We start from the raw sequence: 11,932 nt of genomic DNA, 5'->3' as shown, positions 1-11,932 counted from the left end.
CACTCCGGCATTGCTCCGTGGGCCGCCGCGAAGGGCCATCCATGGCCCAGCGCGGCTATCCCGGCATCCATGCCGGGTTGCCCACTCCACAATGCCTGCGTTCGGCCATCGTGGTTAACGGGGCGCCCGAGATCAACGTCCACCGCGAGGCGGCCTAGTAGCCGACCTGGCTCTCCCGGTCGTACACCCATCAGATCTGTTTGAGCAGGATCTGTGGGAGCAAAGCTTGCTCGCGATGGGGCCAGTCAGCTCAACATCCATGTGACTGAACCACCGCCATCGCGAGCAAGCTCGCTCCCACATTCAGTCTTCAGCGGACACAAAATTTATATTCAACACAGAACCACTGTGGGAGCGAGCCTGCTCGCGAAGAGGCCGGTACATCCAGCATCTTCATCGACTGTATCGCCGCCTTCGCGAGCAAGCTTTGCTCCCACAGATCTTCCACATTCAGTCTTCAGCGGACAAAAAATTTATATTCAACACAGAACCACTGTGGGAGCGGGCTTGCTCGCGAAGAGGCCGGTACATCCAGCATCTTCATCGACTGTATCGCCGCCTTCGCGAGCAAGCTTTGCTCCCACAGATCTGACGGTTGTAAGACCGGGAGAACCAGGTCGGCTATTAGGCCGCCTCGGTTTTGTTTTTGATCTGGGGCGCCCCGTTAACCACGCTGGCTGAACGAAGGTATTGCGCAGTGGGCATCCCGGCATGGATGCCGGGATAGCCGCGCTGGGCCATGGATGGCCCTTCGCGGCGGCCCACGGAGCAATGCCTTCGTTCAGGCATGCCGAGCCTAGGCGAGGCACCGAGTGGTGGGGCAAAAGCGTTTTGCTTACTTTTGACTGGGCCGGCTCCCGGGCTTCTCAAAAGTGAGCCGCTGTAAGAGCGGAACCCTAAGTAGCCGTTACCAAAGAAACGGATATACACCCAAAACCCAGCCCTAACCCCTCAAGGACTGTAATACCCCACCGCCACCAGAAAATGCCCAACCTTCCTCAGGTACGCATGCTTGTCCTCGACCTTCCCGGTCACCGGGTTCTTCCAGCGATACTCATACTCCCCCACATCCTGCTTGCCGATCATGGCCAGGATCGGCTCCCCCACCGGCTTGCCATCGGGGTCCTTGACCTTGGCGAAATCGGTATTGATCAAGCGCAGATTGGTGCCGTGACCAACATACCGCCGGGTATCGAGGTCAACGACAAAGACATACAGGTCATCCTGCAGATACCCGCCCTTGAGGGAGTTGACCGCCGTCAGCGTGGTTTTCTCGTTTTTCAGCAGATCACTTGAGGCCTTGTCCAGCAGCGCCCTGGCCTGCTCGGCGGAAGCCCGGGGCAGGTAGTAGCCGACGGCCAGGATCCGCTCGCCGACGCGCTGGAAATACACATGCTTGCGCTCGACCTTGCCGTCCGCCCAGTTCTGCCAACGGTACTCGGCTTGCTGGATGCCACTGGCCTCGGGAGTCTTCAAGGCGTCCTTGAAGGCTTTGCGCAGGTCCGGGCCCAGCACTTCGGACACGTCTCGCCCGATCAGCGCTGAGGAAGGCCCGCCGCTGGCGAGCATCACACCCTGGGTATCCACCACGAATACGTAGCGATCCTTGTCGACGAATTCCCCTTGGCGACTGAAGGCAGCAAAGGCTTTGTCGCCATTGTCGTGGTAGTAAGCCAAGGCTTTCTCCAGCAGCGCCCGGGCCGCCTGGCCGTCATCCGGTGTCGCTGCCTGAACCGGTGCCAGCCCCAGCACAAGCATTGCGCCCAGCCAGGCCATCCTGTGAAAAAAAACCATATGCGCGCCCTCGTTCTTGTTGGTGTTTCAAGAGCGTAGACGGCGTGGGGAAGTAGGAGCTGACGAGTGCAACGAGGCTGCGATCTTTTCCCAGACAATTAAGTCTTGAGCGAAAGATCAAAAGATCGCAGCCTTCGGCAGCTCCTACAGGGATAGGCGCGGGCCGAACATCAGGGCCACCTCAGGCTTATTGAGCCCCAGCGCGCAGTTGCTGCTGCAAGTTCTGGATCTGCGCTTGCAAGGTGTTGATGTTGCGAGTGACCTGGCCGCGGAAGGCGTCGAACTCGGCAGTGTTGCCGTTATCCTGCTGGCTCTTGAGCACGATCACGTCTTGCTCCAGGCGGTCGATGGCCGAGTTGGAGGTGGCTCTTTTCAGGGCGGTGATGTCAGCACCGATGCTCTTGAGCTGGGCATCCAGGGCACCACCCTCACCCTGGTTTTTCAGGGCGGTCACTTCAGCCACCAGCGTCTTGACCTGGGCTTGGAGCTCCTTGTTGGACGCTTGCAACTGGGTGTTGGTGTTCTGCTGTTCAGTGGCCTGGGCAATGAGCTGGGCCAGTTCCTTGTCCAGGTCGGCGGACGGGCCGAAGGTCGCTTGCTGTTGCTTGTACTGCTCCAGCAGTTTGCTGTCGAATCGTTTGCCCTGATCCTGCAACTTGTTTTCCAACTGCTTGATTTGCAGTTTCAAGGCCTCACTGTCGCTCATCACATTCGACTGACCAGCGACGACCTTGCCGGAAAACTCCTGCAGGCGTCCCGCCGCATCTTCACTGATCCGCGCGAAGCTCTCCTGGGTGGCCACCAGTTGCTGCTCCATCAGGGAAATCTGCTGGAAGCTCCACCATGCCAGGAAACCGAACGCACACAACAACGCACCGACCAATGCCCACAGCGGCCCGGTGCTGGGGCCCTTGACCTTGGCCGCCGCGGCAGCGGGCGCAGAGCGGGCTTGCGCAGGGGGCTGGCGGTTGGGTAGAAAGTCATCGTCATCGGGAATGTCGGCCCGCATCCGCAGGCTCGGTACATCGTCGAAGTCGTCGTTGGCATCGTTACGCATGGGCATTGGTTCAACCTTTGGGAAACCGGTGATGGCTTGATACGGCAAGTATAACCCCCTCGCCCGCCGCACCGATTGACCCCAAACATGGCACTCGGTTCATGACGGGCCGATCAGCGGGCAGTTTGGACCTTCCACCAGGCACAAAATTCATCAAGGGCGGTCCACAGGCTGACCTGCGGGTCGTAATCGAGATAATGCCGGGCCCGGCTGATGTCCAAGGTGAAATTCTTGTTCATGACCTGCATGCCCAGGCGCGACAGCGTTGGTTCGGGGCGGCCCGGCCACAATTTGCAGAAACCTTCATTCAGGGCCGCGACACTATAAGCCAAGCCGTAGGAACGATAACGCCGGACCTGCGGGACTTCCATCTGGCGCATCACATAATTGACCACATCCCACAGCGGAACCGGTGCCCCATTGCTGATGTTATAGGCCTTGCCCAACGCTGAATCGGTCGCCAGCAGGCTGCTGAGCAGCGCTTCGTTGAGGTTTTGCACGCTGGTGAAATCCACTTTGTTCAGCCCGTTGCCGACAATCGCCAGGCGCCCTTTGCGCTGCATTTTCAACAGCCGCGGAAAAATGCTCATGTCACCGGCACCGGTCACGAAACGCGGGCGCAGGGCCAGCACTTCGAGGCCGAACTCCTGGGCGCCGAAGACTTTCTGCTCGGCCAGGTACTTGGTGGCCGCGTAAGGGTGCTTGAAACGCTTGGGGACTTGTTCTTCGGTCAACCCAAGGTGGTCACGACCGTCGAAGTAGATGGACGGCGAGGACAGATGAACCAGGCGGCGCACCTTCTGCTTGAGGCAGGCCTCGACAACATTTTCCGTGACCTGGACATTGCCCTGGTGGAAATCCTGGTAGCGACCCCAAAGCCCCACGGAGCCGGCGCAGTGCACCACGGCTTCGACATCCAGGCACAAATCCCGGGCCAGCAGCGGGTCGCTCAGATCCCCTTGGACAAACTGTGCACCGCGACGCACCAGGTGTTCCACGCTCTCGGCCCGGCGACCGTTGACCCGTACATCCAGGCCTTGCTCCAGGGCGAAACGCGCAAAGCGCCCGCCGATGAAGCCGCTCGCGCCGGTGACCAGAATTTTCATGAATGCTCCTAAGAAATGCGGTTACGAGCCTCGCGCTACAACCTGCAAATTTATCTGTGCGCCGCTTTTACCTGCAGCTTGACGTCTACGGCGCCTCCCAAGGCACCAGCCACTGCCGGGAGGCGCGGATCAACTGTTCGGTCAACAAGCCAAGCAACTGCCCGCCATTGCGCCAATGATGCCAGTACAGCGGCACATCGATCGGTTTATCTGCCAGCAATTCCACCAGCACGCCGCGCTCCAGCTGTTCGCGCGCCTGCAGCTCCGGCACGAGCCCCCAGCCGAGCCCGACTTCAGCAAGACGAATGAAACCTTCAGACGAGGGGCACAGATGGTGCTCGAAACCGCCCTCCACGCCCACGGACGCGAGGTAGCGGTGCTGCAGGAAATCATCCGGGCCAAACACCAATGCCGGCGTACGGGCCAGTTGATCGGCCCGCACGCCGTCGGGGAAATGCCGGGCGATGAACCCCGGGCTGGCCAGCGCCCGGTAACGCATCGCCCCCAGCAACACGCTGCGGGCGCCAGCCACCGGGCGTTCGCTGGCGCAGACACATGCCGCCACTTCACCGGCGCGCATGCGCTTGAGGCCAACGGTCTGGTCCTCCACCACCAAGTCGAGCAACAGATGCTGCTCGGCGCAGAAATCGCCCACGGCCGCCGCCCACCAGGTTGCCAGGCTGTCGGCGTTCAGGGCGATGCGCAAACGCTCCGGCAGGCCCTCTTCATCCAGCGCCGGCACCAGGCTTTGCAGGTCGCGCTCAAGCAGACGCACCTGCTGCACGTGATTGAGCAGCCGGCGGCCGATTTCCGTGGGTGCCGGCGGCGTGGCACGCACCAGCACCGGCTGGCCAACGCGGGCTTCCAGCAGTTTGATCCGTTGGGAAATGGCCGATTGCGACAAACCCAACACCTGGGCCGCGCGCTCGAAACCGGCCTGCTCGACCACGGCAGCCAGGGCAGAGAGCAATTTGTAATCGAACATCAGTTTTCCTAATGAGCAATCAGCAGGATTGGTTTTTCTTATACAGCTTGCCACCGGAGAATGGCCAGCATTCAGGTATCGATGGGGAGTAAAAATCATGTGGCAAAGTTATGTGAACGGACTGCTGGTGGCCCTCGGGCTGATCATGGCCATCGGCGCGCAGAACGCGTTTGTGCTGGCCCAGAGCCTGCGTCGCGAGCATCACTTGCCGGTAGCCGCGTTGTGTATCACCTGCGATGCACTGCTGGTGGCCGCTGGCGTGTTCGGACTGGCAACGCTGCTGGCCCAGAGCCCGATGTTGCTGGCAATTGCCCGCTGGGGTGGCGCGGTTTTCCTGCTCTGGTACGGCAGCCAGGCGTTGCGTCGGGCTTGTTCGAAGCAAAGCCTGCAACAAGGTGAGCACCAGGCCGTGCGCTCGCTGCGGGCGGTGCTGCTCAGCGCCCTGGCGGTGACACTGCTCAACCCCCACGTCTACCTCGACACCGTGCTGCTGATCGGTTCCCTCGGTGCCCAGCAGAGCGTACCCGGTGCCTATGTCGTGGGCGCGGCCAGTGCCTCGCTGCTGTGGTTCCTCACCCTGGCCATCGGCGCGGCATGGCTGGCCCCCTGGTTGGCCCGTCCAAGCACCTGGCGGATCCTGGACCTGTTGGTGGCAGTGATGATGTTGACCGTGGCGGTGCAATTGATCGTCAACGGCTGATTATTCCAAACCGCTCTGGAACCTCTATTCCACACAGTTGTTGCGTGGTTATGCCGCACCCCCGGTGCTATGATCCGACTCCTGCGCCGCAAAGAGTACAAACTCCCCGGCGCTAGTCTGGCCGCCCGTGATCGGCCTTGCGCTCACCGCAACTGACCTGATTAGGAGAATCACCATGGCTTTCGAATTGCCGCCTCTGCCCTATGCACACGATGCACTGCAGCCGCACATCTCCAAAGAGACTCTGGAATACCACCACGACAAGCACCACAACACCTATGTCGTGAACCTGAACAACCTGGTGCCTGGCACCGAGTTCGAAGGCAAGACCCTGGAAGAAATCGTCAAGACTTCCTCGGGCGGTATCTTCAACAACGCCGCTCAGATCTGGAACCACACCTTCTACTGGAACTGCCTGGCGCCAAACGCCGGCGGTCAACCAACCGGCGCGCTGGCTGAAGCCATCAATGCGGCCTTCGGTTCGTTCGACAAGTTCAAGGAAGAATTCAGCAAGACGTCCATCGGCACCTTCGGTTCCGGCTGGGGCTGGCTGGTGAAAAAGGCTGACGGTTCCCTGGCCCTGGCCAGCACCATCGGCGCCGGCAACCCGCTGACCAGCGGCGACACCCCGCTGCTGACCTGCGACGTCTGGGAACACGCCTACTACATTGACTACCGCAACGTTCGTCCGAAATACGTCGAAGCGTTCTGGAACCTGGTCAACTGGAAATTCGTCGCCGAGCAGTTCGAAGGCAAAGTCTTCACTGCCTAAGCTCGATGCCAGACAAAGGAAACCCGGCGCCGTGCCGGGTTTTTTTTGCGCGGCAAAATTGAGTGCAAACAAAATACCTCGCGTCTGGAACCCAAGAAAAAATCCCTGGAGGCCTCAAGTTGCGGCGCCTTCCAACCGACACAATGGTCGTAGAGCAATCACTCTGGAAAAAACGTACATCGGTCAGGTTTCAAGCGAAAACCCTTGTGTTTGATTGTCCCTTTGACTGACATCACAGGATTGCCAATACTCATGGCAACTTGACGCTACCCGCACGGAACAAGGAACCACTCTTTGAAGCTGGAACTCAAGAACAGCTTGTCTGTGAAGTTGCTCCGGGTCGTGCTCCTCTCGGCATTGATCGTTGGCATGGTCTTGAGCTGCGCCCAGATCGTGTTCGATGCCTACAAAACCAACCAGGCCGTCGCCAGTGACGCCCAACGGATCCTCGACATGTTCCGCGATCCTTCGACCCAGGCCGTCTACAGCCTGGACCGGGAGATGGGCATGCAAGTGATCGAGGGCCTGTTCCAGGACGAAGCCGTACGCATGGCTTCCATCGGCCATCCCCGCGAAACCATGCTCGCCGAAAAAACCCGGCCCTTGCAGCACTCCGAAAGCCGCTGGCTGACCGACCTGATCCTGGGCAAGGAACGCACGTTCACCACGCAACTGGTGGGACGCGGGCCCTACAGCGAATATTACGGTGACCTGAGCATTACCCTCGACACCGCCACCTACGGCGAGGGCTTCATCGTCAGCTCGGTGATCATCTTCATCTCCGGGATGCTGCGGGCCCTGGCCATGGGCCTGGTGCTGTACCTGGTCTATCACTGGCTGCTGACCAGGCCGTTGTCGCGGATCATCCAGCACCTGACCGAAATCAACCCTGACCGCCCCAGCGCACACAAGATCCCGCAGTTGCGCGGCCACGAACAAAACGAGCTGGGCCTGTGGATCAATACGGCCAATCAACTGCTCGAATCCATCGAGCGCAACACGCACCTGCGCCACGAAGCGGAAAACAGCCTGCTGCGCATGGCCCAGTACGACTTCCTCACCGGCCTGCCCAACCGCCAGCAGCTGCAACAGCAACTGGACAAGATCCTGGTGGACGCCGGGCGCCTGCAACGCCGGGTGGCGGTGCTGTGTGTGGGGCTGGATGATTTCAAGGGCATCAACGAACAGTTCAGCTATCAGACCGGCGACCAGCTGCTGCTGGCCCTGGCCGACCGGCTGCGGGCCCACAGCGGCCGGCTCGGCGCACTGGCGCGGCTGGGGGGCGATCAGTTCGCCCTGGTCCAGGCCGACATCGAACAGCCTTACGAGGCCGCCGAACTGGCCCAGAGTATTCTTGATGACCTGGAAGCGCCGTTCGCCATCGACGATCAGCAAATCCGCCTGCGGGCCACCATCGGCATCACCCTTTTCCCCGAGGATGGCGACAGTACCGAAAAGCTGTTGCAGAAAGCCGAGCAGACCATGACCCTGGCCAAGAGCCGCTCGCGCAATCGCTACCAGTTCTACATTGCCAGCGTCGACAGCGAGATGCGTCGCCGGCGCGAACTGGAGAAAGACTTGCGCGAGGCCCTGGCCCGCGAGCAGTTCACCCTGGTGTACCAACCGCAGATCAGCTACCGCGACCTACGAGTAGTGGGCACTGAAGCCCTGATCCGCTGGCACCACCCCGAGCACGGCCTGGTGCCGCCGGACCTGTTCATTCCCCTGGCCGAGCAGAACGGCACCATTATCGCCATCGGTGAGTGGGTGCTGGACCAGGCTTGCAAGCAACTGCGCGAATGGCACGACCAGGGCTTCCTCGACCTGCGCATGGCAGTCAACCTCTCCACGGTGCAACTGCACCACGCCGAACTGCCTCGGGTGGTGAACAATCTCCTGCAAATGTACCGGCTGCCGCCGCGCAGCCTGGAGCTGGAAGTCACCGAGACCGGCCTGATGGAAGACATCACCACCGCAGCCCAGCATTTGTTGAGCCTGCGCCGCTCCGGGGCGCTGATTGCCATCGATGACTTCGGGACCGGCTATTCGTCCCTGAGCTACCTCAAGAGCCTGCCGCTGGACAAGATCAAGATCGACAAGAGCTTCGTCCAGGACCTGCTCGACGACGAGGACGACGCAACCATCGTCCGGGCCATCATCCAGTTGGGCAAGAGCCTGGGCATGCAGGTCATTGCCGAGGGCGTCGAGACGGTCGAGCAGGAAGCCTACATCATCGCCGAGGGCTGCCACGAAGGTCAGGGGTATTACTACAGCAAACCGCTGCCGGCACGGGAATTGGGCCTTTACCTGAAGCAGGCCGAACGCAGCAAGGTTTCCATCATCTAACTCCCCCCGAGCGCCAAGCCTTTGTAGGAGCTGGCGAAGCCTGCGATCTTTTGATCTTTCGCTTGAGACTCAAGTGTTTGGGGAAAGATCGCAACCTCGCTTCGCTCGGCAGCTCCTACAGTCGCTATCGAAGGCGGCAATCTCCCATCATTAAATAAGAAATATTTACACCTGCAACCCTTTACACATAATGCAAATCTTTCGCATTATGTCGCAGTTTTTGCGCACCCTCGCGCCTGTCCCATCCATCACCGAAGCAGGATGTTCGCCATGATTCGTATGCCCCTGGCTACCGCCAGTCTGCTGGCCATCGCTATTTCCCTCGCCGGTTGCGGCGAAGGCAAAGACAAGGCCGCCGCGCCGCAAGCGCCAACGCCTGCCGCCAGCACCGCGGCACCGGTCGCCCCTGCTGCTGCCGGCAAAGTCGACGAAGCTGCCGCCAAGGCCGTTGTCGCGCACTACGCCGACATCGTTTATACCGTCTACAGCGATGCCGAATCCACGGCGAAAACCCTGCAAACCGCCGTCGACGCGTTCCTGGCCAAGCCGAACGCCGAGACCCTGAAAGCCGCCAAGGCTGCCTGGGTCGCCGCACGCGTGCCTTACCTGCAAAGCGAAGTGTTCCGCTTCGGCAACACCATCATCGACGACTGGGAAGGCCAAGTGAACGCCTGGCCGCTGGACGAAGGCCTGATCGACTACGTCGACAAATCCTACGAGCACGCCTTGGGTAACCCGGGCGCCACCGCCAACATCATCGCCAACACCGAAGTCCAGGTCGGCGAAGACAAGGTCGACGTCAAAGACATCACTGCGGAAAAACTCGCCGGCCTGAACGAGCTGGGCGGTTCCGAGGCCAACGTCGCCACCGGCTACCACGCCATCGAATTCCTGCTGTGGGGCCAGGACCTCAACGGCACCGGCCCGGGTGCCGGCAACCGCCCGGCGTCCGACTATCTGCAAGGTGCCGGCGCCACCGGTGGCCACAACGACCGTCGTCGTGCCTACCTCAAGTCCGTGACCCAATTGCTGGTCAAAGACCTGGAAGAGATGGTCGGCAACTGGAAGCCGAACGTGACCGACAACTACCGCGCCACCCTGGAAGCCGAGCCAGGCGAAAGCGGCCTGCGCAAGATGCTGTTCGGCATGGGCAGCCTGTCCCTGGGTGAACTGGCGGGCGAGCGCATGAAGGTGTCCCTGGAAGCCAACTCGCCAGAAGACGAGCAGGATTGCTTCAGCGACAACACTCATAACTCGCACTTCTACGATGCCAAGGGCGTGCGTAACGTGTACCTGGGCGAATACACCCGTGTAGACGGCACCAAGATGACCGGTGCGAGCCTGTCGTCCCTGGTCGCCAAGGCCGATCCGGCCGCGGACACCGCGCTCAAGGCCGACCTGGCCGACACCGAGGCCAAGATCCAGGTCATGGTCGATCACGCCAACAAGGGTGAGCACTACGACCAACTGATCGCCGCCGGCAACACCGCGGGTAACCAGATCGTGCGCGACGCCATCGCCGCACTGGTCAAGCAGACCGGTTCGATCGAACAGGCTGCGGGCAAACTGGGCATCAGCGACCTGAACCCGGACAGCGCTGATCACGAATTCTGATCAACGCCGGCGGGCTGAAGCGGATTAACGCAGCCAGCCAAGCCACAAAACCTGTGGGAGCGAGCTTGCTCGCGATAGCGGTGGGTCAAGCAACAGCAATGTTGACTGTGCCGACGCTTTCGCGAGCAAGCCCGCTCCCACAGGAATTTCGTCGCTTGTGGTCATCACTGCAACCCCGCCAGCCGCCCTTCGATAAACCGCCGTTCAGGCAATTGCTGCGTCAACTCAAGCGCGCGTCGATACGCCGCCCTCGCCTCGTCCAATCGCCCCAGTTGACGACAGAACTCCGCCTGTGCCGAGTAGGCCAGGTGATAATCGAGTAATTCCCCACGCCCCAGGATCGCCTCGACCAGGCGCAAGCCGACTTCCGGTCCGTCGCGCTTGGCCAGGGCGGCGGCGCGGTTGAGTTCGATCACCGGTGACGGCACGGCCCGCAACAGCACATCATAAAGCCCGACGATCTGCGGCCAGTCGGTCTCCTGCGCCGTCGGTGCTTCGGCATGCACCGCCGCAATCGCCGCTTGCAGGCAGTACGGCCCGAACCGCCGGGTTTTCAGCGCGGCTTCCACCAACGTGCAGCCCTCGGCGATCAGCTCGGCATCCCACAAGGATCGCGCCTGTTCATCCAGCAGGATCAGTTCACCGGTCGATGACGTTCGCGCCGGGCGCCGGGATTCGTGCAGCAGCATCAACGCCAGCAACCCCATGACCTCAGCCTCGGGCAGCAACTCCATCAGCAGGCGCCCGAGGCGGATGGCTTCGCGCGTCAGGTCTTCGCGGGTCAGCTCGGCGCCCATCGTGGCCGAATAACCCTCGTTGAACACCAGGTAGATCACCCGCAGCACGCTGTCCAGCCGTTCCGGCAGTTCCGCGCGAGACGGCACTTGGTAGGGGATCCTGGCATCGCGGATTTTCGCCTTGGCCCGCACGATACGCTGGGCAATGGCCGCCGGGGCGGCGAGGAAAGCCCGGGCGATTTGCTCGGTGGTCAGGTCGCAGACTTCCCGCAGCGTCAGGGGCACCTGGGCGTCCGCCGCCAGGGCCGGGTGGCAACAGGTGAAAATCAGCCGCAGGCGATCGTCTTCCACGTCTTCGTCACTCCACTGGCCCTGCTCCAGCGCTTCGAGCTGGGCGATCAACATCGGCCGGGACGCGGCGAAACGCGCACGCCGGCGCAAACTGTCGATGGCTTTGAAACGCCCGGCAGACACCAGCCAGGCCCGCGGGTTGTCCGGCACACCGTCGCGCTGCCAGCGCTCGACCGCAATGAAAAAGGCCTCGTGCATGGCTTCTTCGGCGAGGTCGAAGTCCCCCAACAGACGAATCAGTGTCGCCAGGATCCGCCGCGAGTCTTGCCGATATACCTGCTCGACCCGCGCCTTGACCGTTTCGACCGACATCAGTCGGACATGCCTTGGGGGCCCCACCCTTGGACCGGCAAGGCCGGCTCGGTCCAGGCGCGGAAAATCTTCTGGCACGGGGGATCGATCACTCGGCTGATGGATAACGCGTAAGGGGCAGTTGCAAGGTTCATGAGTGAAGTCCTGTTTGTATTTGT

General features: G+C 61.3%; 10 protein-coding genes and 1 pseudogene. 5 read left to right on the top strand and 6 right to left on the bottom strand.

Annotated elements, in window-relative coordinates; genetic code table 11:
- The first annotated feature begins 17 nt into the window (after window positions 1-17).
- Complete coding sequence (locus tag AD662_RS29190; RefSeq protein ID WP_156331344.1) at window positions 18-158, top strand: hypothetical protein; 141 nt, start codon at window positions 18-20, stop codon at window positions 156-158.
- Between the two features lie 793 nt (window positions 159-951).
- On the opposite strand, the gene AD662_RS06360 is transcribed toward AD662_RS29190, so the two are convergent.
- From AD662_RS06360 to AD662_RS06345, 4 genes are all read right to left on the bottom strand, one after another.
- Window positions 952-1,794, bottom strand: a complete 843-nt coding sequence (locus AD662_RS06360; protein WP_053186101.1) for a cache domain-containing protein — start codon at window positions 1,792-1,794, stop codon at window positions 952-954.
- Between the two features lie 187 nt (window positions 1,795-1,981).
- Window positions 1,982-2,857, bottom strand: a complete 876-nt coding sequence (locus tag AD662_RS06355) for a hypothetical protein (protein WP_053186098.1) — start codon at window positions 2,855-2,857, stop codon at window positions 1,982-1,984.
- A 107-nt stretch (window positions 2,858-2,964) separates the two neighbouring features.
- Window positions 2,965-3,957: an NAD-dependent epimerase/dehydratase family protein gene (locus AD662_RS06350; protein WP_018610948.1), complete on the bottom strand. Its 993-nt coding sequence runs from the start codon at window positions 3,955-3,957 to the stop codon at window positions 2,965-2,967.
- An 85-nt stretch (window positions 3,958-4,042) separates the two neighbouring features.
- A complete protein-coding gene (locus tag AD662_RS06345; protein WP_018610950.1) occupies window positions 4,043-4,942 on the bottom strand; it encodes a LysR family transcriptional regulator ArgP in 900 nt (299 codons plus the stop codon).
- A 97-nt stretch (window positions 4,943-5,039) separates the two neighbouring features.
- On the opposite strand from AD662_RS06345, the gene AD662_RS06340 reads away from it, so the two are divergent.
- The 4 genes from AD662_RS06340 to AD662_RS06325 all read left to right on the top strand — a co-directional run bounded on the left by AD662_RS06340 (window position 5,040) and on the right by AD662_RS06325 (window position 10,374).
- The gene (locus AD662_RS06340) at window positions 5,040-5,642 is read left to right on the top strand and encodes a LysE/ArgO family amino acid transporter (protein WP_018610952.1); all 603 of its coding nucleotides are present in this window, start codon (window positions 5,040-5,042) and stop codon (window positions 5,640-5,642) included.
- 175 nt (window positions 5,643-5,817) lie between these two features.
- Window positions 5,818-6,414, top strand: coding sequence for a superoxide dismutase (locus tag AD662_RS06335; RefSeq protein WP_053186095.1), 597 nt, complete (start codon window positions 5,818-5,820; stop codon window positions 6,412-6,414).
- Window positions 6,415-6,708: 294 nt separating this feature from the next.
- A complete protein-coding gene (locus tag AD662_RS06330) occupies window positions 6,709-8,760 on the top strand; it encodes a putative bifunctional diguanylate cyclase/phosphodiesterase (protein WP_018610956.1) in 2,052 nt (683 codons plus the stop codon).
- A gap of 270 nt (window positions 8,761-9,030) precedes the next feature.
- Window positions 9,031-10,374, top strand: a complete 1,344-nt coding sequence (locus AD662_RS06325; RefSeq protein ID WP_053186092.1) for an imelysin family protein — start codon at window positions 9,031-9,033, stop codon at window positions 10,372-10,374.
- Window positions 10,375-10,538: 164 nt separating this feature from the next.
- On the opposite strand, the gene AD662_RS06320 is transcribed toward AD662_RS06325, so the two are convergent.
- Window positions 10,539-11,774: an RNA polymerase sigma factor gene (locus AD662_RS06320; RefSeq protein ID WP_053186089.1), complete on the bottom strand. Its 1,236-nt coding sequence runs from the start codon at window positions 11,772-11,774 to the stop codon at window positions 10,539-10,541.
- A 5-nt stretch (window positions 11,775-11,779) separates the two neighbouring features.
- Window positions 11,780-11,908: pseudogene (locus tag AD662_RS06315) on the bottom strand (polyketide cyclase); the annotation flags it as partial.
- Window positions 11,909-11,932: the final 24 nt, after the last annotated feature.

The organism is Pseudomonas kilonensis (genome assembly GCF_001269885.1).
Lineage (GTDB): Bacteria > Pseudomonadota > Gammaproteobacteria > Pseudomonadales > Pseudomonadaceae > Aquipseudomonas > Aquipseudomonas kilonensis.
The sequence above is the reverse complement of the archived record's forward strand: the minus strand, read 5'-3'. Positions and strand labels throughout refer to the sequence as shown.